The 26,128-nt window shown below is 60.6% G+C and carries 23 protein-coding genes; 13 read left to right on the top strand and 10 right to left on the bottom strand.

Annotation, left to right across the window (positions count from 1 at the left end; all coding sequences use genetic code 11):
- Window positions 1-89 precede the first annotated feature (89 nt).
- The 7 genes from dksA (at window position 90) to KU884_RS04045 (ending at window position 5,624) form a co-directional block, all read left to right on the top strand.
- Window positions 90-455 carry an RNA polymerase-binding protein DksA gene (dksA, locus tag KU884_RS04075; protein WP_254432166.1) on the top strand — a complete coding sequence of 122 codons (366 nt, stop codon included), beginning with the start codon at window positions 90-92 and terminating at the stop codon, window positions 453-455.
- A 95-nt stretch (window positions 456-550) separates the two neighbouring features.
- Complete coding sequence (locus KU884_RS04070; RefSeq protein ID WP_167781417.1) at window positions 551-973, top strand: hypothetical protein; 423 nt, start codon at window positions 551-553, stop codon at window positions 971-973.
- A gap of 23 nt (window positions 974-996) precedes the next feature.
- Window positions 997-1,335 carry a (2Fe-2S)-binding protein gene (locus tag KU884_RS04065; protein WP_167781416.1) on the top strand — a complete coding sequence of 113 codons (339 nt, stop codon included), beginning with the start codon at window positions 997-999 and terminating at the stop codon, window positions 1,333-1,335.
- Between the two features lie 56 nt (window positions 1,336-1,391).
- Window positions 1,392-4,130: an aconitate hydratase AcnA gene (acnA, locus tag KU884_RS04060; RefSeq protein WP_167781415.1), complete on the top strand. Its 2,739-nt coding sequence runs from the start codon at window positions 1,392-1,394 to the stop codon at window positions 4,128-4,130.
- A 45-nt stretch (window positions 4,131-4,175) separates the two neighbouring features.
- A complete protein-coding gene (locus KU884_RS04055) occupies window positions 4,176-4,652 on the top strand; it encodes an NADH-quinone oxidoreductase subunit B family protein (protein WP_167781220.1) in 477 nt (158 codons plus the stop codon).
- A 46-nt stretch (window positions 4,653-4,698) separates the two neighbouring features.
- The gene (gene nuoI, locus KU884_RS04050; RefSeq protein WP_167781414.1) at window positions 4,699-5,187 is read left to right on the top strand and encodes an NADH-quinone oxidoreductase subunit NuoI; all 489 of its coding nucleotides are present in this window, start codon (window positions 4,699-4,701) and stop codon (window positions 5,185-5,187) included.
- Between the two features lie 80 nt (window positions 5,188-5,267).
- A complete protein-coding gene (locus KU884_RS04045) occupies window positions 5,268-5,624 on the top strand; it encodes a hypothetical protein (protein ID WP_167781413.1) in 357 nt (118 codons plus the stop codon).
- A gap of 201 nt (window positions 5,625-5,825) precedes the next feature.
- Here the strand turns inward: KU884_RS04045 and KU884_RS04040 are convergent, their stop codons facing one another.
- A complete protein-coding gene (locus KU884_RS04040) occupies window positions 5,826-6,341 on the bottom strand; it encodes a PIN domain-containing protein (protein WP_167784109.1) in 516 nt (171 codons plus the stop codon).
- A gap of 49 nt (window positions 6,342-6,390) precedes the next feature.
- Window positions 6,391-6,843: a helix-turn-helix domain-containing protein gene (locus KU884_RS04035; RefSeq protein ID WP_167781412.1), complete on the bottom strand. Its 453-nt coding sequence runs from the start codon at window positions 6,841-6,843 to the stop codon at window positions 6,391-6,393.
- A 158-nt stretch (window positions 6,844-7,001) separates the two neighbouring features.
- Here KU884_RS04035 and KU884_RS04030 point away from each other — a divergent pair, with 158 nt between their 5' ends.
- On the top strand, window positions 7,002-7,637 hold the full coding sequence (locus KU884_RS04030; protein ID WP_167781411.1) for a tyrosine-type recombinase/integrase: 636 nt from the start codon (window positions 7,002-7,004) through the stop codon (window positions 7,635-7,637).
- 218 nt (window positions 7,638-7,855) lie between these two features.
- Here KU884_RS04030 and KU884_RS04025 read toward each other — a convergent pair whose 3' ends face one another.
- The 8 genes from KU884_RS04025 to KU884_RS03990 all read right to left on the bottom strand — a co-directional run bounded on the left by KU884_RS04025 (window position 7,856) and on the right by KU884_RS03990 (window position 18,985).
- Window positions 7,856-9,229, bottom strand: a complete 1,374-nt coding sequence (locus KU884_RS04025; RefSeq protein ID WP_167781410.1) for an MFS transporter — start codon at window positions 9,227-9,229, stop codon at window positions 7,856-7,858.
- Window positions 9,230-9,322: 93 nt separating this feature from the next.
- Window positions 9,323-9,952 carry a YceI family protein gene (locus KU884_RS04020; protein ID WP_167781409.1) on the bottom strand — a complete coding sequence of 210 codons (630 nt, stop codon included), beginning with the start codon at window positions 9,950-9,952 and terminating at the stop codon, window positions 9,323-9,325.
- Between the two features lie 347 nt (window positions 9,953-10,299).
- Window positions 10,300-11,703, bottom strand: a complete 1,404-nt coding sequence (locus tag KU884_RS04015; protein WP_174813712.1) for a hypothetical protein — start codon at window positions 11,701-11,703, stop codon at window positions 10,300-10,302.
- Between the two features lie 323 nt (window positions 11,704-12,026).
- On the bottom strand, window positions 12,027-12,548 hold the full coding sequence (locus tag KU884_RS04010) for a DUF302 domain-containing protein (RefSeq protein ID WP_167781408.1): 522 nt from the start codon (window positions 12,546-12,548) through the stop codon (window positions 12,027-12,029).
- A 753-nt stretch (window positions 12,549-13,301) separates the two neighbouring features.
- The gene (locus KU884_RS04005; protein ID WP_167781407.1) at window positions 13,302-13,643 is read right to left on the bottom strand and encodes a potassium channel family protein; all 342 of its coding nucleotides are present in this window, start codon (window positions 13,641-13,643) and stop codon (window positions 13,302-13,304) included.
- Window positions 13,640-16,795, bottom strand: coding sequence for an efflux RND transporter permease subunit (locus KU884_RS04000; protein WP_167781406.1), 3,156 nt, complete (start codon window positions 16,793-16,795; stop codon window positions 13,640-13,642). Before KU884_RS04000 ends, KU884_RS04005 begins: the two co-directional genes overlap by 4 nt.
- On the bottom strand, window positions 16,792-17,940 hold the full coding sequence (locus tag KU884_RS03995; protein WP_167781405.1) for an efflux RND transporter periplasmic adaptor subunit: 1,149 nt from the start codon (window positions 17,938-17,940) through the stop codon (window positions 16,792-16,794). The genes KU884_RS04000 and KU884_RS03995 overlap by 4 nt, the downstream gene beginning before the upstream one ends.
- Before the next feature lie 34 nt (window positions 17,941-17,974).
- Window positions 17,975-18,985 carry a helix-turn-helix domain-containing protein gene (locus tag KU884_RS03990; RefSeq protein ID WP_167781404.1) on the bottom strand — a complete coding sequence of 337 codons (1,011 nt, stop codon included), beginning with the start codon at window positions 18,983-18,985 and terminating at the stop codon, window positions 17,975-17,977.
- 348 nt (window positions 18,986-19,333) lie between these two features.
- On the opposite strand from KU884_RS03990, the gene KU884_RS03985 reads away from it, so the two are divergent.
- From KU884_RS03985 to KU884_RS03970, 5 genes are all read left to right on the top strand, one after another.
- Window positions 19,334-20,518, top strand: a complete 1,185-nt coding sequence (locus KU884_RS03985) for a lipocalin family protein (RefSeq protein WP_167781403.1) — start codon at window positions 19,334-19,336, stop codon at window positions 20,516-20,518.
- 24 nt (window positions 20,519-20,542) lie between these two features.
- Window positions 20,543-21,316 carry a hypothetical protein gene (locus KU884_RS03980; protein ID WP_167781402.1) on the top strand — a complete coding sequence of 258 codons (774 nt, stop codon included), beginning with the start codon at window positions 20,543-20,545 and terminating at the stop codon, window positions 21,314-21,316.
- An 84-nt stretch (window positions 21,317-21,400) separates the two neighbouring features.
- Window positions 21,401-22,234, top strand: a complete 834-nt coding sequence (locus tag KU884_RS03975; RefSeq protein WP_167781401.1) for a transporter — start codon at window positions 21,401-21,403, stop codon at window positions 22,232-22,234.
- A 3-nt stretch (window positions 22,235-22,237) separates the two neighbouring features.
- Window positions 22,238-24,688, top strand: coding sequence for a mechanosensitive ion channel family protein (locus KU884_RS18865; protein WP_254432164.1), 2,451 nt, complete (start codon window positions 22,238-22,240; stop codon window positions 24,686-24,688).
- A complete protein-coding gene (locus KU884_RS03970; protein WP_254432239.1) occupies window positions 24,573-26,093 on the top strand; it encodes a YbaY family lipoprotein in 1,521 nt (506 codons plus the stop codon). The genes KU884_RS18865 and KU884_RS03970 overlap by 116 nt, the downstream gene beginning before the upstream one ends.
- Window positions 26,094-26,128 lie beyond the last annotated feature (35 nt).

Here is a 26,128-nt window from a genome sequence, read left to right as displayed (position 1 = left end):
AGGTTTAACGGGGGAACAGCATGCGTCCTTCAGAGCAGAGTGACAGCGAGACTGGCCTGCCTGATCCGCCCAGCGCGGACGCGGGGTACATGGGGCCGGAACACAAGGCGTTCTTCCGGGCAATCCTGGAGCACGAGCGTCGCGAAATCATGGCAAGAATTGACAGGAGTGTGCAGGCGCTGCGGGAACAGGAAAGTCTCCCGGAAGAAGTGGATCAAGCTCAGATCAACGAGCAGCGCGCCCTGGAGCTTCGATTACGTGATCGCGATCGGCGTCAACTGGAGAAGATTCGCGCCGCGTTGCTGCGGATCGATCGTGACGAGTACGGGTGGTGTGAGGAAACTGGCGAACCCATTGGTCTGGAGCGATTGAAGGCCAGGCCCACCGCGACGCTCAGTGTCGAAGGCAAGGAGATCCGCGAACAAATCGAGAAGGCGTACGTAAGGTCGCGGTGACACGTTCCTGACTCGGGTGATAGCGCAGGATGATCGAGTGCCATCGCGTCAACGATCACGCAGGTAAATGAACTGGCGAAGACTGGAGGTTATCCATGGAAAAGGTGAAAGCGCGTTCCGCCGACATGCGCCTTGGTTGCAACCACATCGAAGCGGAGAGAAATGCACTTTGTGAGTTACAGGCTGCCAGGGCTCGGATCATTCATCTGCTGGATGAGCAGCTCACCCGAAAGCCGTCAACCCGGTCCTGGCGACAGGCGTTGGAGCGCCTCGAACTCGCGGTGACTCATCAGCTCCGACTGGAGGACGATCTTCTTCGTGAAGAGCAACTCAATGGGTACCGAGAGACGGATGGGGGCGTTAGGGGGCTTTGCGCTGACATCCCGAAGTTGCGCGGACTTCTGCCCCAGTTGTTCCACGACGCACGGGAAGCGAATCCGGACACCGCGTTCATGGCCTATCTAAGGCTGGCCGCGACCCTGCGTCGCTGGGCCGGTTGCATGGAGGGCCGGGCGTAATGCGGCGCGCATAGGATCACTCCATGTACGTGTGTCTCTGCCATTCGATCACGGATCAGGACATCCGCACAGCGGTTGCCCGAAACGGAGCACGGACCATGCGGGATCTGCGGCTGTCTCTGGGTCTTTGTGCCTGTTGTGGCCGCTGCGGCGAAGAGGCGCTGGCGACGTTGAAGCGGGCGCGTAATGCGCTTCGGGCAATGGAGGTTCGGATCGAACTGCCGTCGGCTCCAGGCGCTCATCAGGGTGGTCCTCCCGGTTGCGCGCATGCGGCGGAGCGAGTCCGGCTGACAGAGAAGCCAGCCGGGGATGCTTGCGCGAGCCAGGTGAACGTAGTGACTGCGATTGACCCACAGAACTGATCGGCTTTGGGCGAGGGGCTCAAGGAGGCACAGATGGTGAGACACTGGGAGGCAACATGACAGACAGTTTCAATGCGCGCGCGACGCTGGACGTCGAGGGCAACGCCTACGAGATCTTCCGACTCAAGGCCCTGGAAGACAAGTTCGACCTGGGTCGCCTTCCCTTTTCCCTGAAAGTGCTGCTGGAGAACCTCCTGCGCAAGGAAGACGGGGTCAACATCACCCGCGAGAACATTGAAGCGCTGGCCCAGTGGGATCCGAACGCCAAGCCCAGCACCGAGATCGGCTTCACGCCGGCCCGCGTTCTGATGCAGGACTTCACCGGCGTGCCGGCCGTGGTGGATCTGGCTGCCATGCGCGACGCCATGCAGCGTCTGGGCGGACATCCCAGTCGCATCAACCCGCTGGAGCAGGCGGATCTGGTCATCGATCACTCGGTGATGGTCGATGTCTTCGGCAGCAGGGACGCTCTTGAGCGCAATATCGAGATTGAGTATCACCGCAACTATGAGCGCTACAAGTTCCTGCGCTGGGGCCAGAACGCCTTCTCCAACTTCCGTGTCGTGCCTCCGGGCACGGGCATTGTGCACCAGGTGAACCTGGAATACCTGGCGGAAGTGGTGTTCACCAAGGAAGTCGACGGCGTGCGCCGCGCCTACCCCGACACCCTGGTGGGCACGGACTCCCACACCACCATGATCAATGGCCTGGGCGTGCTTGGCTGGGGTGTGGGAGGCATCGAGGCAGAGGCCGCCATGCTGGGTCAGCCCATCAGCATGCTGATTCCGCAGGTGGTGGGCTTCAAGATGACCGGCAAGCTGCCCGAAGGCGCCACCGCCACCGACCTGGTGCTCACGGTCACGCAGCAGCTGCGCAAAAAGGGTGTGGTGGGCAAGTTCGTGGAATTCTTCGGCGATGGTCTCGCCAACATGCCCCTGGCTGATCGCGCCACCATTGCCAACATGGCCCCGGAGTACGGCGCCACCTGTGGCATTTTCCCCATCGACGAGCAGACACTGCGCTACCTGGAACTCACCGGCCGCTCCCAGGAGCAGATCAAGCTGGTCGAAGCCTACGCCCGGGAACAGGGCATGTGGCGCGAGAACGGTGCCCGCGAGGCCGAATACACCGACGTGCTGGAGCTGGACCTCTCCACCGTGGTGCCCAGCCTGGCCGGGCCCAAACGGCCGCAGGACCGGGTTGCCCTGACCGATGCCAAGAACACCTTCCTGGATACCCTGGAGGCGCACCTGGATCAGCATCACGGAGCCGACGAGGAACGCTTCCTCAACGAGGGTGGCGATACCGCGGTGGGCGGTCAGGTGGATCACGACAAGGGCGCGGTGCAGATCGAGATCAACGGCCAGAAGACGCTGCTCAAGCACGGCTCCGTGGTGATTGCCGCCATCACCAGTTGCACCAACACCTCCAACCCGGATGTTCTGGTCGCCGCTGGTCTCGTGGCCAAGAAGGCCCGCGAGCGGGGTCTGGGCAGTCAGCCCTGGGTGAAGACGTCCTTCGCCCCGGGCTCCCAGGTAGTGCCGGCGTACCTGCAGCGGGCTGGCCTGCAGCACCACCTGGACGAGCTCGGCTTCCAGGTGGCCGGGTTCGGCTGCACCACCTGCATCGGCAACTCCGGCCCACTCCCCGACGAGGTCAGCGAAGGCATCCGCGAGGGCAACCTGATGGTGGCCTCGGTGCTCTCCGGAAACCGCAACTTTGAAGGCCGCGTGCACCCCGAGGTGCAGACCAACTGGCTGGCCTCGCCGCCCCTGGTGGTGGCCTACGCCCTGGCCGGCACCATGACGGTGGATCTGGTGCGCGAACCGCTGGGCAAGGACATGAATGGCCAGGACGTCTACCTCAAGGACATCTGGCCCTCGCAGCAGGAGGTCGCGGACGTGGTCGGCGGCAGCCTCGACCGGGAGATGTTCCAACAGCGTTACGCCGACGTCTTCGCCGGGGACCGCAACTGGCAGGGCATCGAGGTACCGGAGGGCGAGCGCTACGACTGGGCGCCCTCGACCTACATCGCCAACCCGCCCTACTTCGAAGGCATGTCCATGGATGAACCGGGCGTACCGGAGATCCAGGGTGCCAAGTGCCTGGTCTACGTGGGTGACTCCATCACCACCGACCACATTTCGCCTGCGGGTGCCATCAAGCCGGACAGCCCGGCGGGCAAGTACCTGCAGGAGCAGGGCGTGGAACCCAAGGAGTTCAACTCCTACGGCTCCCGGCGCGGCAACCACGAGGTGATGATGCGTGGCACCTTCGCCAACGTGCGCCTGCGCAACAAAATGGCCCCGGGCACCGAGGGCGGCTGGACCACCCACGTCCCGTCGGGTGAAGTCACCAGCATCTTCGACGCCGCCATGAAGTACCGCGACGCCGGTACGCCGCTGGTGGTCCTCGCCGGCAAGGAGTACGGCACCGGCTCCAGCCGTGACTGGGCCGCCAAGGGGACCAATCTGCTCGGCGTGCGCGCCGTCATCGCCCAGAGCTACGAGCGCATCCACCGCTCCAACCTGGTGGGCTTCGGCGTCGTGCCGCTGCAGTTCCAGGATGGTGACGGCGCGGAGTCTCTGGGCCTGACCGGTGACGAGTCCTTCTCCATCTCATCGCTGGAAGGCGAGCCGAAGATGGTGACGGTGACCGCCACCAGCCCGGACGGCAAGGAAACCACCTTCGATGCCCACGTCCGCGTGGATACGCCGAAGGAGTGGGATTACTTCCGCAACGGCGGCATCCTGCACTATGTTCTGCGGAATCTGGCACGTGATCAGGTGGTCTGAAGTGGAGTGAGTAAAGATTCATCAATCTGCGGACGGTATTCGAACATGGGAGTAGAAGGCGTTCTCGAGAAGGGCTACGTCACCACCTCGGCGGACAAGCTCATCAACTGGGCCCGCACCGGCTCCATGTGGCCCATGACCTTCGGCCTGGCCTGCTGCGCCGTGGAGATGATGCACTGCGGTGCCGCCCGTTATGACATGGACCGGCTGGGCGTGATCTTCCGCCCCAGTCCCCGCCAGTCAGACGTGATGATTGTCGCCGGCACCCTGTGCAACAAGATGGCGCCGGCGCTGCGCAAGGTCTACGACCAGATGGCGGATCCGAAATGGGTGATCTCCATGGGCTCCTGCGCCAACGGCGGCGGCTACTACCACTATTCCTATGCGGTGACCCGGGGATGCGATCGCATCGTGCCGGTGGATATCTATGTGCCGGGCTGTCCGCCCACGGCGGAGGCGCTGCTCTACGGCATTGTGCAGTTGCAGAACAAGATCCACCGCACCAATACCATCGCTCGATAGGGCGGGCGCGCCTCAGTGCTCACTTTGGAAACGAATGGGTGTACCCATGACTGCAGTACGCGACTTCTTCCGTACATTCTTGCTCTGGGAACTGCTCCTGGGGCTGAAACTCACCGGGCGCAACTTGTTTGCGCGCAAACTCACCATTCAGTACCCGGAAGAGAAGGCGCCCGTTTCGCCCCGTTTCCGCGGGCTGCACGCGCTGCGCCGCTACCCGAATGGCGAAGAGCGCTGCATCGCCTGCAAGCTCTGCGAGGCCGTCTGCCCGGCACTGGCAATCACCATCGATTCCGAACAGCGCGAGGATGGTACGCGCCGCACCACCCGGTACGACATCGACCTGTTCAAGTGTATCTACTGCGGGTTCTGCGAAGAGTCCTGCCCGGTGGACTCCATCGTCGAGACGCGGATTTATGAGTACCACATGGAGAACCGGGGCGAGAACATCGTCACGAAGGACGAGCTCCTCGCCATCGGTGACAAGTACGAGAAACAGATTGCGCAGGATCGAACCATGGATGCACAGTTCCGTTGACAGGAGCCGCAGGCCAAAGGCACGCCCACATTCGTCTTGCAACCGTCTGGGCCGCTCCGACAACCGACGACGAGGCGTCTATGGCGGATCTAACGGACAAGATGCGCTTGGAGCGGTGTCGTATTATCAGGTTGCTTGATCTGCAGCTTGGCTCGCGGCCGGGAACATCTGAGTGGAATGACGGATTGAATCAGCTCGAGCGTATCGTCGAGCGTCAGTTCGCCAGAGAAGATGATCTTGTTCTGGGGGCCCGCTGCGCGCCGAACGGTCAGGGATACGTGCGTGATCTCTATACGCAGGTAGCAGAACTTCGTGGGCGGGTACCGAGACTCTTCAGTGAGGCACGGGCCTCCAACCCGGACATGGCGTTCATGGGATACTTGCGGCTTTCGGTGACGTTGCGCCGATGGGCCGACTTCCTTGAGCGCGGCATATAGTTGGTGCCCTCTTCTTTTGCTCTCTGATTTCATGCTTTTCAAGCATACATCGATCGATGACAGTGAACCGTACCGGCTTTCCCAGAGGCTCGTTGGTGTGTGTGTGTGTGTCGCGCCTTACCGAAAGCGGACTTCCGTTTGTGACGAGCCACCGTCAGCTCAGGGTCGGACAGCGTCCCTTGGTCACGGGATCGCGTTTGGTCAGAGCACGTCTGCGAATTCCCGTAGCCTGTCTGCGGTGACAACAAGCCCCTGAGCTGCGAGCGTCTCGAGGTAGGCATCGACAGATTTCGGAGGGTTGCGGAGCGCAGCCCGGTGGCGTTTCGCGGTCGTCACAACCGCCCCCTCATGCAGATCGAGCTGCTGTTCCACGAAACTATCCGGGTGAACGGCCTCAATGCCGTAGGGCGCGAGCGACGGTGCCGGAAAGTCTCTCAGGTTGATGGTCACGATTGTCTGCGCACCGGCACGGATTGCGGCAGCAAGAACGTGTCGGTCATCGGGGTCCGGCAACGATAGTCCCTCGATCAACGGCTCATAGCCTTCCACAAGGCAGTCGGGGACCGCTTGATCCATCAGCGAGCGTGTTCTCTTGAGCGCGTCAGCCAAATCAGGACGCGTTGCTAACAGGCTTCGTGTCCACTCGTCATGAATCCGGTCGGTCCATTTGGCTGCGAACAGCCCGGCGGTTGCCAGCCGGATCAGGAAATCCCTCATGGGTGCCGGGTACAGCACGCATGCATCAAACACCACCACGAAGCGCACGTCAGTACCCCATGTCCAGGTCCTGCGCCTGCTCGGTCAGTGCATCCAGAGCCTCCTGGCTGGTGCGGTCACGTTCAGCCTTGTACGCCAGCAGATCTTGGTATCGAATCCGGCGATGGGTACCTACCTTCGAGAAAGGAAGCTCGCCCCGCTCGAGAAGTTTGACGAGATGCGGCCGGGAGACATTGAGGATGTCTGCCGCTTCTTGCGTCGTGAGTTCTGCATGTGTCGGCACGATCGTCACCGCATTGCCCTGGGCCATCTCGCCAAGCAGGTCACGCAGCAGCGCGAGCGCCTGGCGCGGTAGCACCAGATCGGTGCCGTCGAGCTGAACCCGGGCCCGGTCGGAGTCCGGCTGCTGAGCCAGCAGTCTGCTCAGCTCCGTCGCGCTGGCGCGGGCCAGGGCAGCAGCCTCATGATCGGGGAGCTGGTTGTCGCCACTGGGTGTCTGCATTGGGTACTCCGGAGTGCGTGTGTGCTCATCCGATACTAATCGCAATAATCGACACACGCAACAAACGAAACACCGCCTGCAGCGCCAGAAGTCAAGAGAGCGGGCGAGCCCGTCATGGTCGATGCTTAACATCCCACCCTCTGCGGAGATACAGAGCCATGACCACCGCCAACCCGTCCCGCCAGCAGGCAACCGAACGCGCCCCTTGGAACAAAGGCCACCTGATCGGGCCGAAGCCACCGCTGAAACTCCCTGAAGTCTGGGGAATCCGCATCCGACTCCAGCTCGACAAGAACACACGGCAGCTTGCTCTGTTTAACCTCGCGATAGACAGCAAGCTCCGAGGCTGTGATCTCGTCAGCCTCCAGGTCCGAGATGTCATGCATGGCGCGAAAGCAGTTAAGCGAGCCGCTGTCATCCAGCAAAAGACGGGGCGACCTGTCCAGTTCGAACTCACGCCCAATACCCGACGAGCTGTCGAGGAATGGATCGACGCGGCCGGATTGCAATCCAGCGATTACCTGTTCCCGAGCCGCATCCACGGTTCCCCGCACATCTCCACTCGGCAGTACGCAAGAATCGTAAAATCCTGGGTCACCCAACTCGGGCTCGATCCCGCCGAGTACGGCACCCATTCACTTCGCCGAACCAAGGCGACCCTGGTGTACCGGCGCACTCGGAATCTACGCGCCGTGCAGCTCCTTCTTGGCCATACCAAACTCGAAAGCACCGTCCGGTACCTCGGGATCGAGGTGGACGACGCCCTCGAGATGTCGGAGCAAACTGAAGTCTAGCGGGATGACTCATCGGACCGCGTCCACGGAGGGGCGCTGTCCGACCCTGAGCCGCCAGCCGCCGAATTTCTGCGAGGGTCTGCTTTCATTAACTTGCGCCCCACCAAGGGTAGGGCCAGCACTGAACCCGCCAGACATCAGAACGGAGTAGCGCCCGAGCTTGTATCCACGACCTGCGCTTTGCGGTCATGCCATCCTTCTTTAACCCCTCAGGCGCGTCAATGGTTGTTCCCGTTGGTTTCTCCCACGCGGCCACTCCAGCCGAGAGGCCAACGACAGTGCAATTCGTCGATGGCGAACGGATGCGTGTGGCGGAATCCGTGCCCGTCCGCCACGGCGTCAGCAACGTGCGGGTGGTCGGCCCGGAGATCATCATGAAAATGCTCGATCTCCACCGGGTCCTCGCGGGGCCAAAGACGCCATGCAACCATCGCGGCTACAGCAGCGAACACCGACAACACGGCGAAGACGGCGTTCAGACCCAGGTAAAACCCCAGCCAACCGGCGAGCGGGTAGGTGACGAGCCAGCACGCGTGCGACAGCGAGAACTGTGCCGCGAATACCGTCGGGCGGTCATCGTCTCTGGCAGAGCGCCGCAACAGCCGGCCAGTCGGTGTCAGGATCAGTGACGAGCCCACCCCGAGCAGAAACCATAGGCCCAACAGGAGATGGAATCCGGGGCTAACCAGACCGGCAACGAGGGCCCCGCTGATGAGGATGGCACCGGCAATCATGGTCGGCCGCTCGCGGACGTGCTGCAGTAACCCCGGAAGCGTAAGAGCGACGATCATGCTGCCTGCCCCGAGCGCCGTCATGGCCAGCGCCACCTCGGTCTCGCCGAGGCCCAGGCGGTCACGCACGTAGACCACCGTATTTACGAGCGCCATCGCACCACCTGCGGCAACGGCCATGTTCAGCGCCAGCAACCCACGCAACCTCGGCGTACGGGCGAAGATTCTCAGGCCCAGCATGGAGCGGCGCCGAATGCCCGTGTCCGCTTGCTCGGTGACAGCGTCGGGCACGCGGGTCAGCGCAATCAGCAGGGCTGCCGTGACGAACCCGATCACGGTTCCGAGAAAGAGCCAGTGAAAGGTGGCCACGAGCAGCAGAGCAGCGGCGAGCGCAGGACTGAGCAGGTTCTCTAGGTCATAGGCGAGCCGCGAAAGGGACAAGGCCTTGGTATAGGCCTTCTCGTCGCGAACGATATCCGGAATGGTCGCCTGGAACGTGGGTGTGAAGAGCGCCGATGCTGCCTGCAGGGTGAACACCAGGAGATAGATCTGCCAGACGGCGGTGACAAAAGGAAGGAGGATGATGATCCCGGCCCGTACCAGCGTCAGCGTCACAAGCAGTGGTTTTCTCGGGACATGGCTCGTCAGGGCCCCGGCGACAGGACCGATGACCACATAGGTCAGCATCTTGATGGTCAGGGCGGTCGCCAGGACGGTGCCCGCCTTTCCACCCGCCAGATCATAGGCGAGCAGCGCGAGGGCTACCGTGGTCAATCCCGTACCGAACAGCGCGAGGACTTGCGCCGCATACAACCGGCGAAAGGTGCTGTTGCCCAGCGGCTCCAGAACGTTGCTGCTCACGCGAGAGGTCCTCTCAACTCCGATGGCTATCGTCCGTCGAAACCGTCTCGCACGTGACGGTCCTGCGCCAACGCTGAGAGCCAGCTGCAGCCTTCAGTCCTGCCGGTGGGCTTCGAACTCCAGCATGATCTGCACCTCGTCACCAACCAGCTCATCCTCCAGCGCATAGGTCATGCCGTACTCGCTTCGGTGAATCGTGCCCCGCAACGAGGCACCCAGAACCCGCGGCGGGTCCGAAAACAACCCCCCGCTGTCGAACGGGGATTCATCAATGCGATTGATGCTCACGTCCAGTTCAATCTCCCGGGTTGTACCCAGCAGCGTGAACTCACCCCGGAGCACACCCCCCGCGGCATCGTACTCCGTGGCCCGGAAGTGCATTTCCGGGTACGCGTCCACATGCAGGAAGTCCTCGTTTCGCACGTGGCCGTCCCGCTCCTCGTGATCGGTGAAGACGCTGTCGCTGCGAATCGTGACCTCGCCGGAGTGCAGCTCATCCGCCTGTTCGTCGTAGTAAAACGCCCCTTCTGCTTCGAGAAACATGCCGAACTGCTGCGCGAACCCGGCGTGGGATACCATGAACGTGACGCTGAAATGATCCTCGTCGATGACCCAATGGTCCGGATCCGCCAGGGAGACACCCGGCGTACCGATGAGGAGTACCCAGGCGACCAGAAGCGAGCAGGACTTTGGGGCGAGCGCTGAATGAGCTGAACGGGACATCGGCTTGTCCGCAGGACGTTGGCGTCTTCAGCGACGCTCCTGGGTTGACGGTTTCAGGATGCGGGGCGTCCGTCAAGCTTGGTCCAGCCCCCCCTGCGCCCGCTTGCTCTGTCGCCACGCCTCGCAGCGAAACTGAACCGTACCGGGTTCCCCCGACGGCCTGTTAGCGAATGAACGGCAGCGTCAGTTATCAAAGAAATTGCCTCAAAAGACCTTCTCTATCCAGATTGGATGGAGACGTCTCAAATGCCAGTAGATCAGCCAATTCTCGCCTCAACCTACGTTGCGAAGCCTCCACTATCGTTGGCACGAGGTAACAGTACTCGCCCAAGTAGGCAGAGACTCCGCTATCTCAGCAATTCGTTGGTAAGCAGTCGACCATGTTCCAAAAACCTGTCGTAAAGTCGCTCGCTGCGCTCGGCGAGCTCCTTGTCTTCATCCCATGAACCTGGTCGATCGAAAGCAGTCCCTATCCGATAACCGTTTCCAACGCCCCTGATGAAGGCGCTAACGGCCTGTGTCGTTGTTCGGTCGTCAAGCACTGAGCCATCGTCAGCGTCTAACTTTGCCACTACGAATCCATCGACAATCTGGTGGTCTAGTGCACTAACCAGCAACTTGTCGATGCCTTTGCCGACATTTGCCGTCAGATCCGGAGCACGCTCATCGAGGAAACTGCTCGTCCCCTCGCGCTCTCGCAGAATGGAGAAGCCACCAGTTATCTGATGCACAAGACGCCACTGCGCAGCCACATCGATGACGTCGGTGGCGGCCACGGCAGCTTCCTCTTCGAAACGAACCTCTGCCGGCAAGCCCCATGGCGTCGCAGGTCCCTCTTCTCCCAGAAGCGCCTCACTCATACTCATAGCACGATCAAAGAGACCAGCAGCCGTTTGCTTGTCATCCGCCTGACCGAAGACATAGAGAATTTCGTAGATCCCCTTGTGGCCGCGTATTAATGCACCGAGATCATCAATCGCCCAAGTCGCACCATCCTCACCAAAGCGATATACGCCGACGTGCTCGTCCCAGTGTTCTTCAAGCGTTTCCGCGACAACGCGTGCAACCGACAGCAATTCGTCTCGTTCATGACCCATCCAGGCTTCCATAGTGGCTTCGTCAAGCTGACCCATATCGGATTCACCGCCCGGCTTATGCCAACGCACCCAGGCGTACGCTGTCGCATGGAAGGCATCCAGCCCCTGAGCCATCGTCGGGGCGTCCGGCGCCTGCTTGGCCTGCCCGGGTTGATGGAACACGCCGTCGCTGTAACGCTCATCAAGGAGGTGCTGTCCGAGTTGACTCAGGAAAGGGGACGGTTCATGCGTTAACGCCTCGAACAATCCATGGCGCTCGAAGCGTCCGGCGCTGTGATGCATGTGATACAGGTAAGCCGCCTCGGCATGCACGCGCATGTTCGCAGGCTGGTTCGGTTGGTCGATATTCCTGAGTTCACCTTCGTCGAGATGGTTGTCATCCGCGTACTGCAACAGGTCAAGCCAGGCGCGTCCCACGGCGCCCATGGGATCGCCGGCGAGGTCTGGACGATAAGCCTCATGCCCAAGCTCACTTTCGCGCATGAGCCGCCCTTTTACGGTGAGTGCCCCCAGGGCTGCGAAGGTGTCCGCGGCCGCCCCCTTGCCCCCCTCCGAGCCCGGCGCCTCTGCTACCGACGCGGTAACCGCTCCTACTGTGATCAGCAGACCAGTACCGATACCAAAGGCAAGTGCATGCAGACCGTTTGCTATCATGCTTTACCACTCCACGAATTCGATAAACGCGAGATTGTCAGCGGTTCATGTGCCCTTAAAGTATGCGTCGCCGTTCGATACATGACCGTTGAGTCGGCTGGGCAGTCTGAACTGAACCGTACCGGGTTCCCCGGAGGTACTCGGCTGTGATTCATCCTCCTTTCCCCGCCTTCGAAGGCCAGCAGCGACCCTGAGCGGTTAACGGAACTCGTCGTTACCAGTGACCACTCAGGGTCCTACATTATGGGCAGTAACCTGCAGATCGGTTTTTCTACTGCACTGCACGCATTAGCGCAGGCCTGCGCCAACTGCTTTTCAGCAGTTTACTCCGCTACAGTTTGCTCGATGATGGCCTCGACCTCATTGCTGGAAAGCTCCATCACCTCCGCAACCTCATCCGGCATCATCGGCAGGAAGGCCGAGACATTCATCCGCGAGATGAAGACATCCCCCTGGCTATCCTGGTATATGCTCACACGACAGGGCATGAACGCCGAGACCGGACGAAACTCGTCTTCCTCAAGGATGCGGGCGCTGTATTCCCCGCTACAGACGTCGATGATTACCACGGGGTCTAGTGTGAAACCCCGCTCGGACAGGACACCCGACATATAGTTCTTGTTCAGTACGCTCCAGCCCGCTTCTTTCGCCTGCGCCTCGAAGGCCTCGACGGTGTCCGGGAAGGACATCGGGCTGGGCGTTACCTTTGCCATCTCCGGCTGCTCGTCACCGTGGCTGCCAGCCTGGGCAACCCCCGCGAACAGCAAAGCCGCGAACAGCATGGCAAGCATCGGCAGCAATTGGCGCCGTGTGCGCGGTTTAGCCTTTGTGTACGTACTGGTCATTGCAGTTCTCCTGCTTGGACGGGCATGGTCCTCTGCCTGATGGACTTCCCGCGGTGTCGTCGGCACTCCGACGCCATGATTTAGGCATCGGAGTAACTCCATAAAGCGACTCTGGAGAGTTCCCAGACGTCGCACTGTCATTATCCGGGCGCCGGCCGCCGGGCGCCTTAACCCAGATCAACAGGATACGGCTCAGACGCGTTTCAGCCTGGCGGATGATACGAGCTTGACGGTACAAAGTGAGGCAACGTCGCTCGGTCTAGGACCTCATCTTTAAGATAGCTCGGACACGCGCCCCGCACACGACTCTGCGCCGCTCAAGCGGGTCAACTCCGGCAGACTGTTAGGCAATTTCGTTTGCGCCGAAAGTTGACTTTCCCGTGCATTGGCTGACCGGCCGCTTCGGGTCGGTCAGCGTCCTTTGGCGGCAAAGTGGGTTTAGGTGAGAGGACGTCTGCGAACTGGCGCAGTCTGTCGGCTGTGACGACAAACCCCTGGGCGGCGAGCGTCCCGAGGTATTCGTCAACGGATTTCGGAGGGTTGCGGAGCGCAGCGCGGCGTCGTTTGGGCGTGGTTATACCGCGCCCTCGTGAAGATCGATCTGTTGCTCCACAAACGTGTCCGGGTGAACAGCCTCGATCCCGTACGGCGCGAGAGACGATGCCGGTGCGTATTCCAGTCAAGGGGAACAGGTTGCCTACCGCAACCCCTTGAACCTAGCGGGTCTGACCCTGCCACTGTGATGGCGGCATGTCACTCGCGGTCCTGATCCTGAGGCTCCACATCACTTTGCGAAAGAATCGCGGCTGCTAAAGCACTGGCGGCGGCAATGAAAATCCCCAGCCCTACAAGCACGTACGCAATAGTAAAAAGACGCCCGATGGTTGTCACTGGCGCCAGATCACCATAACCAACCGTTGCAATGGTCATGACTGAAAAATAGAGGGCATCCAGATAGGGCCAGTCTTCGACAATTGCGTAGAACAACGCGGCAAGGCCAATGATCGTGAAGGCAAGGGCCAGCAGCCCCCGAACATATCGGTCGCGGGACGCCGAGCGCAAGCCAAGAAACAGGAGTCGCAACGGGTGACTCATACCGGCTGCCCGGATTGCCCGTCTACCGATTGCTCGGGCTCCGCCGGAAGCCCCTCCGCGGGGCCGGATAAACGCTCACGCATGCTCTGGATCATGACGTAGAAGGCCGGCGTCATCAGCGTTACGAGAATGACCGTAGCCGTGGTCCCGGAAAGCACGGTGATACCGAGACTGATCCGACTGGCGGCGCCGGCCCCGCTGGCCATAACCAGTGGCACAACGCCGAGCATGAACGAGAGCCCGGTCATCAGCACCGCACGAAACCGTTGCACCGCGGCGTCGGCAGCCGCCGTACGGATGGGCCTGCCCTCGCGTCGCAACTGGGCTGCGAACTCCACAATCAGGATGGCCGTCTTGGCCGACATCGCGACCAGGAGCACCAGTCCGATCTGGGCATAAATGTCCAGCGCCTGTCCGGTAGCGCGAAAAGCCAGGAAGGAGCCCAGGAAAGTCAGCGGAACCGATAGTAGGACCGCAAGTGGCAAGGTCCAGCTTTCATACAGGGCCACCAGGAACAGGTAAACGGCAACGATGGCCAGCAAAAAGAGGACAACGATCAGATTCCCGGCTTCCAGCTCCTGCAAGGTCTGGCCAGCCCAGGCAAACGTGTAGCCATCCGGCAGTTCCGTCAGCAGCTCTTCCATTACCCCGACGCTTTCCATGGTTGAGAGGCCAGGAGCAGGCTCACCATTGATCGTGACGCTGCGATTCAAATTGAACCCTTCGATACGCGTTGCGCCCTGAGAGGGCTCAAGACGGGCGATCCCGGCAATGGGCACCATCTCGCCGCGGTTATTGCGAACCTCGAAATGGCGCAAATCCTCTGGTCGGGAACGGTAGGCGCCTTCCGATCCGAGCATGACCCTGTAGGTTCGGCCGAACTGATTGAAATCATTGACATAAAGGCCGCCGAGCTGTGCCTGCAAGGTCAGAAAGACATCGCCGAAATCAACGCCGAGCAACTGCGCCTTGTCGCGGTCGACCTCCAGATCGAACATGGGGACATTGGCGCGAAGGTTGTGTCGCACGCCGACCATCTCTTCGCGCTGGTTGGCCTGGAATACGAGGTTATCAGCCGTCGCCGCCAAATCTTCCGGCGGCACGCCAGCAGAATCCAGCAACCTGAGATCAAACCCGGCCGTCACCCCCAGACCTGGAATGGCAGGCACGTTGAAAGCCATGACGCGAGCTGCCGGAATGGCCCATAGTCGGGCATTGAGTCGTGGAACGACCGCGGCGGGTTGTAGGGATGCCGATTCGCGCTCAGACCAGTCCTTCAGCACTACCACACCAAAGCCCATGTTCGAGCCACTGCCACTGAGCAGCGAGAAACCGCTAACGCTGATGAAGTCGCTAACCGCAGGATCCTGCAACACCTCATCAACAACCTGTTCCATCACCGCAGCGGTTCGGCTGCCCGACGCCGCATCCGGCAACTGCACATCGACAAACAGGAACCCCTGATCCTCTTCTGGCACAAAGCCGGTCGGGGTTGTGGCCGCCAGGTATCCCAGGAGTCCGAGCAGAGCCAGAAAAAGTCCGGCGACGACAAGCATGCGCTTGAGCAATCGGCCGATCAGCCAGCTGTAGCCCGCAGTCAACCGTTGAAGCAACCACTCCACCGGGCTCAGCAGGCGCAACGGCTCAGCTTCCTTGCGCAGCAAAACCGAGCTGAGCGCCGGCGACAGAGTCAGAGCGCAAACCGATGAAATCAGCACTGCAAAGCAGATCGTCACCGCAAACTGGCGGAAAAGCTCGCCGGTGATGCCAGGCAGAAAGGCCACCGGCACGAACACGGCCAACAGCACCAGGGTGGTGGAAATGATCGGCGCGCTGATCTCGCGCATGGCCTGACTTACTGCTTCTCGTACGTCGAGGCCCTTTTCCTTGATCAGGCGGTCGACATTCTCGATCACCACAATGGCGTCATCCACGACAATGCCGATGGCCAGAACCAGCCCGAACAGGGTGATCAGGTTGATCGAGTACCCCATGAGAACCATGAAGGCAAAGGTGCCGATCAGCGAAACCGGAATGGCGACAGCCGGAATCAGCGTCGCGCGCAGGCTCTGCAGGAACAGAAAGACCACGAGCACGACCAGGACCACCGCCACGAATAGTGTGTTGACTACCTCGTTGATGGATTCATCAATGAACCGCGTACTGTCGAACAGAATCCGGTAACTCAGGCCATCCGGGAAATTCGTCGCGAGGGCCGTCATTTCGTCGCGGACGCGTTCAGCGACATCCAGTGCGTTGGCATCGGGAAGCTGGTAAATGACAAGAAAGGCGGTATCCCGGTCATTGAGCTGCGACGTCGCGGCGTAGGATCGCGCCCCCAGTTCGATCCTGGCAACATCGCCGAGTCGGACGACTCGACCCTCGGGGCTGACGCGCAGCACCGTCTGCCCGAATTCACCGGCTTCGCTCAGACGGCCTTCACTGCGGATATTGAACGTGAACATCTGTCCCGGGGGCGCGGGCTCCTGGCCAAGCGCCCCTGCCGCAACAATCTGGTTCTGCTCTCGCACCGCAGCGTTGATGTCGGCGACGGTGACGCCAAGCTGGTTCATGCGCCCCGGATCCAACCAGAGACGCATGGCGTACTCACTGGTGCCAAGCACACTGGCCTCGGCCACACCTGGCACTCGGGCGATATTCTCCAGAAGACTGGTGTTGGCGTAGTTACTCAGAAACAGAGCGTCCAGACCGGGGCGCTCGGAAACCAGATTAATCCCCATCAGCATGTTGCCGGCCTGTTTGCGCACCACCACACCCTCACGGCGCACGGGCTCGGGCAACTGGCTTTCGGCTAGCTTGACGCGATTTTGCACATTGACCTGGGCCATGTCCGAATCGGTCCCGGTGGCGAACGTGACCGTAATGCTGGCTGCACCGTCACTGGTCGCAGAGGACTCGATGTAAATCATGCCCTCGACGCCATTGAGACGCTGTTCAATAGGCCGTACCACAGCGTCGGCGACAACCTCCGCGCTGGCCCCGGGATAAACCGCACGCACCTGCACCTGCGGTGGGGCGAGATCGGGGTACATATTGACCGGCAGGACCTGCAGCGCAAGCACTCCGGCCAATGTGATGAGAATCGACAGGACAAAGGCGAACTTTGGCCGGTTGAGGAAGAAAGCGCTCACGGCTGGATCATCTCCCGAGGCGCCAAAAGTCCGGTTTCCGGATCCCGGTCGTAATAACTTAACTGGGCTGGCATGTCAGGTCGGATTTTCTGCAGGCCTTCCACCACGACCAGATCCCCGACCTGCAATCCGTCCTCGACCTGCCAGGCAGAGCCGTAGCGCGAGCCGAGGGTGAGTTGTCTTTGACTGACCGTGCCGTCTGGTCCAACCCGCATGACGAACGGACCAAGCTGATTACGCTGCACGGCCTGCTCGGGCACCAGCAGACCGGGAACGGGGTCGGAACGCTCAATCAGAAGGGTTACGAACTGTCCCGGAAGCAGCGTCTCCTCCGGATTCGCGAAGCTCGCCGTGGCTGCGACCGTTCCCGTTGTCTCCTGTACGACAATGTCGACAAACTCGATGATGCCGGGAAACGGATGCCGTCGATGCCCGTCCAGCAGCGCAAAAGCATCCAACCCGATCGCCCTCTGAGCCTGATCCCGCATATGCGACAACTCCGAGAACTCGCGATCGGTAAGCTGGAACTGGACGCGGATGGGATCAGGGTCAATGATCTCGAGCAGCACCCCTGACGCGGGGCTCACGAGGTCACCCAGCGTCACCCTTGTGTCTCCGGCGCGCCCGCTGATTGGGGCTCGGATTACTGTGTAGTCCAGATTGAGCCGGCTCTGCCGGAGTGCCGCTTCGGCATCCTCTAGTGCCGATTCCGCCTGTTCGGCTTCGTTCCTTAGGCGATCGAGATCTGCGGTCGACAGATATCCTTCTGCGCGCAGTTCAAGCCCCCGTTGAAAGTTGCTTTGGGCCAGCGTGTTGGCGCTGCGCCGAGAGTTGACTTGTGCCTCTGCACGCCGCACCTGCTCCCGAGCCATGTCATCGTTGAGACGGAACAGAACCTCACCGGCATCGACCCGACCACCACGCTGAAACAGCACCTCGTTCACTTCACCTTCAATGCGCGCCCGGATCGCCACCGACTCAACAGCCTGGGTGCGGCCAACCACGTGCCACTGCTGCCTGATCTCGGACTCCGTGAGTTCGTAGACGCCAATTCCCACCGGCGTCACTTCCGGAACGTCTTCTTCGGGACTGCAGCCCGCGAGAAGCGAACTCATGCAGAGCACGGCGATCAACCTTGCTTTCATAAAGAGTCATCCAGGGAATAATGATGCGGTATGTTTATCCCGTTTTCTTCGCCAGCACCGACTCTTTGGCAAAGTAAATGCCCTGCCAGAAACGGCGTGTGTGGCTCGGCGATTCACCGAAACATCGCGAATAATCAATCGCGAATTGTCCCGGATGCGAAAAACCTAGTTCCGTAGCGATTTCCTGGATGCCCGTTTCATTTGCACCGGATCGTATCCTGCGGCGTGCGGCATGGAGCCGCAGGATCCTGATGTGAGCGATCGGAGATCGTCCCAACAATTCATTGAATGCGTTAAACAATAGACGACGGCTGGCATAGGTCGCCTCGCAGAGCTCGGTGACATTAGGGGGATGGTTGAGGCGAGTGCGAATCAGCTCCTCTGCCTGGGAGACAATACGGCGTCGATTGGCAAGTGAAGAACGAAGGGTTTGAGGCGCGCTTCCGGATAGCGTCTCAGCAATCACCTGCCCGACCAGCTCCGGCTCGTCAAAATGCGTTCCGGTGCAAGCTGACATTTTCCCCGATAATAACTGCACCAGCAGGCGCTCAAGCCGCGCCGACGCTCGCGGTGCTTTTTTCCGAGACCATTGCCGGACTATGGATTCCGGGGGCAGGCCGTGTTCCGAAGCAACAATCCGTTCCGCCATGGTCACCGGGATCGAGATTGCGTGCTGACGGTGGCCCTCGCGGGTTTGTTGAAAGACCTCGCCGCCGGGGTCGAGAAACAAGAGATCTCCGTCCTCTAGAACTTGTCCGCGATAACGCCCACACGCAGAGAGACGTGTAATCGGTGTCAAGGTCCAATAGCCCTCGGAGCGCCGCCCCGAATAGACCATTGCGCGGTTTCCGGCGCCACCGTAAACAAGACAGCCCGCCGTCGTCGTCGACCATAAGGTGGCGGCGCCCGGCCCAGCCTCGGCCTGGGTAATCTCAACGTCCCAAACCGACCGCAAGGCCGCCTCGAACTCCTCAACAGACTGGAAGTGAGTTCGTCGGATGCTGCTCACTGTTTCTCTCTCGTCGCCGCTCAACAGATGATCCATCAGTGTGACTTAGTGCCAGGACGTAGTATCGCAACTCGTGCCCGCTGTCGGAACGGCAAGCAACGAGAAAATCAGTGCCTCCCTGAATCCTGCACTTTTTAGACTACGCCAGGCGCCGATTCCCGGCTAGCCTGAAAAAAGTTGCGACGCGTCGGTTCTGTTCTACGCCTGCGCGAGAGTCATTCCGGTTTGCCCGCTGGGTTTCATGAAGATCGTACGAGTGATGTTCCAGAACGAAGAGGACGCATGATGAGTCAAAAAACAATCATGGCCGCGGCAGCTTTCCTGCTCGGGGGGGTTCTATATACCGCAAGCGCTGAAATGCCGCCGCCATTCGAAGGCCCAGGCGTGGAGACAGAAACCGGCCAGGCTCTCTATCAGTTGCCCCGGGATCATGCCTGGCACGGCGGTGATTTCTACCAGAAGAACGACTTCAACGAGTGGCATTACATCACCGTCCTCGGCCGCGACGTGGAGACCGACGAACGCGTATCCGTGTTCTGGGTGCCGCTGAGCCAGGGCTGGATGGAAGAGGACGGCCACCCGCTGCACAACGTCCTGTTCGCCTTCCACAACCTCGACACCGGCGAGTTCCACACCGCGCTTCTCTACGTCACAGGACCGATGACCACGGAGGGGTCGGCGCCGGACGCCGAGGACTTCCACTTCCGCTACGAGATCGACGACGGCAAGAACGGATTCACGACCGCTTACACCCACGCGACGGAGACATGGCAGTTTTCGGGCTATAACACCAAGGAGGACGAGTGGAACGCACCCTTCAAACTTGACATGACAGCCGAGCTTGAAGCGCCGGGGTACGTGCCCATGGCCTACTGGGGGCTGGAAAGCATCGGGTTCGATCCGCAACAGCGGCAAAACCCGGAGACCATGTACGGCCTGACCTACTATTACACTGCGCCCAACATGGCCACTTCGGGCGAGATAGAAGTGGGCGGTCGCACGGTTCGCTTCGAAGGCACCGGGTGGTTTGAGCATCAGTGGGGCAACTTCCGCAACACGCTGCAATACCGCTATTTCTGGGCGTGGTTCCGTTTCGATAATGGCGACCTGATGACGTTCCGCCAGTACTACGAGGGCCTTAATTTCCGGAACCCGCATTACGAGGTAAACCGCTACCTGTTCATGGATGGTGAGACCTTCGAGCGAAGCTATCACTTCGGCCCGGCCTTCAAGCTGATCCCCGAGCGGATGTGGACGTCGGAAAAGTCGGGCAAAGAGTACCCCTGGTATGGCCGGATCGAGACACCACACGGCACGTACTGGTACGAGCCGACTTTCCCTGAGCAGGAGGGAATGGGCTTTGGTGGGCCGTACATCGAAGGGGTGATCCAGTTGCGGGAGGGTGGACCCGACGGGCCGATCGTGGCCACGGGCTTCACCGAGATGATCATGCTCACCGATCCCTATCCCGATGGCTCAGACGGCTCCCTTGGCCCGCCGATCTCGCGGAGTCTGCCGGAAGACCCGGACGGGCCTTGGAAGCCCTGGGAACGCGAGTCCAGGGACTGAGCTTGAACCTGGAGGAGTCATTGGATGAAGAGACCCGTCGAAAGCGCTTCTCGACAGGGCCTTGCTAGGGGGGGGCTGGCGATCGCAATTGCGGTCGCAGCCCCCGCTGGCTTTGCTGACGATACCGAGGAACTGGCCAGGAAGGCGGCCGACCCGACGGCATCGCTGATGTCGCTCAACCTCCGCTATACGAGGATCCCGGAGTTTCACGGACGCGATGCTAACGCGGACCTCAGCCAGTTCCAGACGGTCCTGCCATTCCGCGCGTGGAATACCAGCAATATTCTGCGCACGACGGTTAACTACACCAACAGTGGGCCAGCAACCAATGGGCTTGCCGATGTCACGGTCTTCAATCTGACGGTCTTCGATCAGCCATGGGGCCGCTGGGGCGTAGGGCCGGTCGCGCAGCTCTTTCCGGGCAAGGATGGCAACTCGGACACCTTCGCGCTGGGGCCGGCAGCGGGGTTCGTCGCCTCGCACGAACGCTGGACCTATGGCCTGTTCAACCAGAACCTGTTCGGGGATGACATCGGCATCAGCAGCTTGCAACCCGTTATCGCCTATCAGTTGGGCAATGGCTGGGCGGTTGCCACCGGGGATGCCCAATGGACGTATGACTGGCAGCGCAGTGCCTTCGTGAATCTGCCCGTCGGTCTGCTACTCAGCAAGGTGACGAGTCTGGGTGGCCAGTCGGTGAAGTGGTCGATCAACCCGGAGCACAACCTCCGCGACCAGCAGGGGCTGCCGAAGTGGACCGTCCGCCTGGGTTTTTCCATGTTGGTTCCGGGTAGTTAGATGGCGTTTTGGCCTGCTCCTCTTCGCCTGACAATCGTTGCGATGCCTCTCCTGCTGCTACCCCACTCGCAGGCGATTGGACAGGTGGGGCGCTACTACATCAATACACCCGTCGATACGCATCTTTTCACCATGACCTTCAACGGAGTCCGCTCGGCGACGTGGGCAGATCCGGCGATCGGGGATGACACCATCCAATCTCGGAACCAGACCGTGAGCCTGAGTTATAGCTACATCACCTCGATCAACGGGCGGACCGGTGGCTTCGGCGTGTCTCTGCCCTGGACCTCGCTGCTGTCCTACGAAACCGACACGGATCAAGTCCTGGTGGATGAGCAGGACCGCGGTGACATCGTCCTGACCTTCGATTATAACCTGTTCGGCGCACCCGCGTTGCCACGCGAGCGGTTTCGCCAGCATACGCCCGGGGATTACGCGGGCCTGCACTTCGCCCTCACCACACCAACCGGGGCCTATGACTCGGATTCACCCGTCAACATCGGCGCCAACCGGTGGGCATTGAAGTCGACCCTCAACTACAGCATCACGCGTAATGATGGCTATTCCTGGTGGGACTTCTATCCAAGCGTGAGGCTATTCACCAGCAACAGTGATATCGCCGGCGGCGGGACACTGCGCCAGCAGCCAATGTGGGGCCTGGAGGCCCACTACAGTCGCAATGTCGCCGGCTCAGCCTGGCTCAGCGGCGGGCTGATAGCGAGTGCCGGTGGCCGGACGTCGATTGATGGCGAGCGGGTTGAGGACTCCCGGCGGAGCCTGCGCCTGGCAGTAGGCGGGGGATTTCCAACATGGTCGGGCGGCGCGGCGATTGTTACCTACCAGAACGAAGTGCTGGAGGACGGAGGCGCCTCCGATATCCAGTATTTCATGTTGCAACTCCTGCACAAATCGCGATAACCCATGAAAAACATTCTGATTGCATTCATGGCCCTGCTAACTCTGGTGTCTCCGGCAACAGCGGACGAGATGCAGGACTGGACGGGGGTATGGGACACGCAGTGGCGCGGTGGCGGCGCGGTGGTGGAACTACACCAGGACGGCAAGGATGTTGTCGGAACCTATCCCGGATTCGAGGGTGTTATCGAGGGTCGCATCGACGGCACTCAGCTCAACGGGACCTGGATGGATGCCGCTGGCGAAGGGGTTTTCACCTTCGTCATGTCGCCGGACCAACAAACGTTCATGGGGCGCTTCGGCACGGGAGAGTGGTGGACCGGTGCGCGCACGCAGATCGATATGGCGAGTGCCTTTTTTGGCGAACTCGACATGTCAAGCCCGGAGCGAACGCTGGAGTCCTTTGTTCGGGCCGGGAACAAGGCGGGGGAAGGCCGAAGCGATCGGCTGGGCATTGTCCTTCCCCTGCTGGACTTTTCGGCCAACGGGGAGGAGCTGACGCCCTATCAACGCATCGATCTGACACGCTTGTTTTTCCAGATCGTTGACCGCCTGACGTTTCGCATCTGGGAACTGCGCCCAATCGGGGACATCACTGGCGAGACAGATTACACGGTTGAACTGACTCAGGCGGGTAGCAACCTGAGTTATCCGGTGACTTTTAGAGCCGTGGATGCCGGCGACGAACGAAGTGGGCCTGCATGGCGCCTGGTGATCCCGCCGGAAGGCGAGATGCGTGAATCATTGGAGGAACTGACGGCGATCCACGGAGGGGTGGTCCCGCATTCACGCGCCCATCGTGAACTCGGCTCGCCCCGAGCCACAATGCGGACCTTCATCGAGTACTGGGACCAGGCTGAAAAAAAGAATACCGAGCTGTTTCTGGAAACCATGGATCTGTCCCGGATACCGGCTGCGATACGCAACGAAGAAGGCGCCCTGCTCGGGGAGTATCTCATTGAAGTGCTTTACCGTATCGGACGCCCGTTACGCCAGGAAATACCGGATAACCCGGAACGGCGCGGGCGGTACGTTCATTTTCTTCACCCGACCGGGCTTGTGGAGATCGTGCCGTCTGAGCGGGAAGACGGGTCCGTCCAATGGCAGTTCAGTGCCGACACCATGGACAGCGCGCGCCAGCTGTTCATGGCGTTGGAGGATATGCCGCTGCTCGGCGATAAGGAGCGCGCCCACCAACCCACAACCTTTTTCCAATTGCGTAATCAGGTTCGCGGCCTCCACCGAGACCTGCTTCAAGAGACGCGCGCAGGCGTGGAGCTTTGGCAATGGCTCGCCTTGACGCTATGGCTCCTCATGGCTCTTCCCCTGGGTTGGGTGCTCACCTGGGGTGCCGCCAAAGTCCTCCGGCTACAAACGCATGAGGACGAGCATTCCCTCTCTGCTGCCGTCCGCTTTATCTGGCCATTACGCCTGGTCTTCGTTGCAGCTATCGGGCTATTCGCAGTCCAGAGTCTGGGCCTCCCCCAATCGGTCGATATACCCTTGCGCGTTTTCTTCAGTGTGATTCTATCGATTATTGGAGGCTGGCTCGCGTATAACTTTGTAGACAAGATCAATGAGTTTCTTGAATTACGCGCCACGCAAGATCAAATTCTTCGCTCTTTGGCCACTTCTATCGCCAAACTGGCTGTTATCATTGGCGCTATTCTATTCCTCGCCGAGGTTCTTTCCATACCCTATCAAGGCGTGATTGCCGGGCTGGGTATCGGCGGCCTGGCCGTGGCTCTGGCAGCACGCAGCACTCTGGAAAACCTGATTGGCGGCCTCACACTGTTTGCTGACAAACCCGTGGAGGCGGGAGACTTTTGCCAAGTAGGGGAGCATCTGGGCGTTATCGAGGGCATCGGCTTGCGATCGGTGAAGTTGCGTTCCCTGGATAGAACCATCATCACAATTCCAAATGCTGAATTCATCAACCTTAATATCGAGAATCTGACCAGGCGCGACAGAATACTCCTGCGCAAAACGATTGGGCTGCGCTACGAAACAACACCTGACCAGTTACGCTGGGTACTGACCGAGATTCGCATTCTACTTCTGAAGCACCCGATGATTACACCTGAACCGTCAAGGGCTCGATTCCTTGGTTTTGGTGAACACTCGGTTGACATAGAAATCTTTGCCTATGTCAAAACCAATGACTGGAACGAATTCCTTGCCGTTCAGGAAGATGTTTTTCTGCGCCTGATCGACATTGTCGAAGAATCGGGAACCGGGGTTGCCTTCCCGTCGGTTGTCAATTATCTAGCCCGTGACGGCGGGATTGATGAGGAAAGCACTGAGCGTGCCGAGCAAATCGTTCGCGAGCTGCGTGATGGTGATGCACTGCCTTTTCCGAACCTCGGCGTTAAAGCGCGCAAGGAATTACGAGACCAACTGGACTATCCGCCAAAGGGTTCAGTCGATCTGGAATCGCGAGGCGAAAAGAAAGGCTGAATTCAATCGAGAGAAGACCATGCGACAACCGTTGAAAATGTCCTTCCTGTTAACGTTATTGATGATGACCGGCTGCGCAGCCAAGGTCAGCCAGACCGATATGGCCGAGGTCAGCGGCAACGCGTTTTATGTCGAGCGCATTGCTGCGCCGCCAAATGCCAGGCTGGAAGTGGTTCTCCAGGACATCAGCCAGCCGGGCCGGGGTGCCGAGCGTCTGGGCAAGATGGTCGTGGAGAGCGCCGGACAACCGCCTTACGCATTCCGGATCCAGTACGACCCGGCGCAGATCGACCCGCGGCATACCTACAGTGTGGCAGCGCGCCTTTACGATGGTGACAAGCTAATATTCGTCACCGACCAAGTCCACCAGGTTATCACCCGGGGCTTCCCGTCGACGGCCACCCTGCGGATGCGCCGGGTCGGCAGTGCTCGCGCGCACCCGCTTGGGGAGCTCCCGGCGACCTTCACGGGAACGCTGCCCTGTGCCAGTTGCCCGGGTATCGATTACCACCTGAATCTGCTGGACGATGGCGTGTACTTCCTGCGGCAGGCGTACCAGGATCGTGCAGGTAGCCCGTCTGACGACATCGGGCGTTACCTGCTGTCGTCAGACGGTGATCAGCTCACGCTCTACGGTGGCCGGGAGGCGCCGCTGCGCCTTGCCGTCTCGGCGCCGGACACCCTGCGCCTACTGGACCGCGATGGGGGGCACATCGAGTCTGAACTCAACTACAACCTTGAGCGCCAGCCAGCATTCCAGCCGCTCGAGCCGCGGTTGCTGCTCATGGGTATGTACCGGTATGTGGCCGGGGCCGGACGCTTCCAGGAATGCCTGACCGGTCTCGAACTGCCGGTAGCCACGGAAGCCGACAACCGCGCCCTCGAGGAGGCCTACCTTGCGGCGCGTGACGAGCCCGGGGAAGCGTTGCGGGTGAGCCTCGATGGTCAAATCGTGTCGCGCATGCCGATGGAGGGGCCAGGCCCAGTATTGACGCTCGTGCCCGAGCGGTTCATCGACGTTTCGCCAGAGCTCACATGCCCGCCGCCGGTCAAACTTGCCGACCTCAAGAATACGTATTGGAGAGCAGTGTTCCTCGATGATGATCACGTGCAGCGCGCACCGGATCAGCGTGAGCCCCATCTGGTGTTCCACGAGGGAAATCGGCTCGCCGGTTCCGACGGCTGTAATCGCATTAGCGGTGCCTACGAACGAAAGGGCGCATCGATCCAGCTCTCCAGGGTCGCGACGACTCGCATGGCCTGTGCCGAGGGCATGGAGCAGGCAAGTCGATTCCTGAAGGCGCTCGAGGAGGTGAGCAGATACAGCATCATCGGGCGGCACATGGAAATGCTGGATGAATCCGGAACGCTGCGGCTGCGCCTCGAGGCAACCGCACTTCACTGAAACGCCGAAGCAGGGTCGAAGCGCGCTCTTCTACT

This window comes from Aquisalimonas sp. 2447, assembly GCF_012044895.1.
Taxonomy (GTDB): Bacteria; Pseudomonadota; Gammaproteobacteria; order Nitrococcales; family Aquisalimonadaceae; genus Aquisalimonas.
Note: the sequence above shows the minus strand (reverse complement) of the source record. Positions and strands in the feature narration are given on the sequence as shown.

What these genes read in the sequence shown, in the direction of transcription:
- KU884_RS04010 (WP_167781408.1), bottom strand. Translation starts at nt 12,548, where the DNA reads ATGACCAGTACGTACACAAAGGCTAAACCGCGCACACGGCGCCAATTG.
- acnA (WP_167781415.1), top strand. Translation starts at nt 1,392, where the DNA reads ATGACAGACAGTTTCAATGCGCGCGCGACGCTGGACGTCGAGGGCAAC.
- KU884_RS04035 (WP_167781412.1), bottom strand. Translation starts at nt 6,843, where the DNA reads ATGCAGACACCCAGTGGCGACAACCAGCTCCCCGATCATGAGGCTGCT.
- nuoI (WP_167781414.1), top strand. Translation starts at nt 4,699, where the DNA reads ATGACTGCAGTACGCGACTTCTTCCGTACATTCTTGCTCTGGGAACTG.
- KU884_RS04045 (WP_167781413.1), top strand. Translation starts at nt 5,268, where the DNA reads ATGGCGGATCTAACGGACAAGATGCGCTTGGAGCGGTGTCGTATTATC.
- dksA (WP_254432166.1), top strand. Translation starts at nt 90, where the DNA reads ATGGGGCCGGAACACAAGGCGTTCTTCCGGGCAATCCTGGAGCACGAG.
- KU884_RS03970 (WP_254432239.1), top strand. Translation starts at nt 24,573, where the DNA reads ATGCACTGCCTTTTCCGAACCTCGGCGTTAAAGCGCGCAAGGAATTAC.
- KU884_RS03995 (WP_167781405.1), bottom strand. Translation starts at nt 17,940, where the DNA reads ATGAAAGCAAGGTTGATCGCCGTGCTCTGCATGAGTTCGCTTCTCGCG.
- KU884_RS04030 (WP_167781411.1), top strand. Translation starts at nt 7,002, where the DNA reads ATGACCACCGCCAACCCGTCCCGCCAGCAGGCAACCGAACGCGCCCCT.
- KU884_RS03990 (WP_167781404.1), bottom strand. Translation starts at nt 18,985, where the DNA reads ATGGATCATCTGTTGAGCGGCGACGAGAGAGAAACAGTGAGCAGCATC.
- KU884_RS04070 (WP_167781417.1), top strand. Translation starts at nt 551, where the DNA reads ATGGAAAAGGTGAAAGCGCGTTCCGCCGACATGCGCCTTGGTTGCAAC.
- KU884_RS04055 (WP_167781220.1), top strand. Translation starts at nt 4,176, where the DNA reads ATGGGAGTAGAAGGCGTTCTCGAGAAGGGCTACGTCACCACCTCGGCG.
- KU884_RS18865 (WP_254432164.1), top strand. Translation starts at nt 22,238, where the DNA reads ATGAAAAACATTCTGATTGCATTCATGGCCCTGCTAACTCTGGTGTCT.
- KU884_RS04065 (WP_167781416.1), top strand. Translation starts at nt 997, where the DNA reads ATGTACGTGTGTCTCTGCCATTCGATCACGGATCAGGACATCCGCACA.
- KU884_RS04020 (WP_167781409.1), bottom strand. Translation starts at nt 9,952, where the DNA reads ATGTCCCGTTCAGCTCATTCAGCGCTCGCCCCAAAGTCCTGCTCGCTT.
- KU884_RS04040 (WP_167784109.1), bottom strand. Translation starts at nt 6,341, where the DNA reads ATGAGGGATTTCCTGATCCGGCTGGCAACCGCCGGGCTGTTCGCAGCC.
- KU884_RS04015 (WP_174813712.1), bottom strand. Translation starts at nt 11,703, where the DNA reads ATGATAGCAAACGGTCTGCATGCACTTGCCTTTGGTATCGGTACTGGT.
- KU884_RS04005 (WP_167781407.1), bottom strand. Translation starts at nt 13,643, where the DNA reads ATGAGTCACCCGTTGCGACTCCTGTTTCTTGGCTTGCGCTCGGCGTCC.
- KU884_RS03980 (WP_167781402.1), top strand. Translation starts at nt 20,543, where the DNA reads ATGAAGAGACCCGTCGAAAGCGCTTCTCGACAGGGCCTTGCTAGGGGG.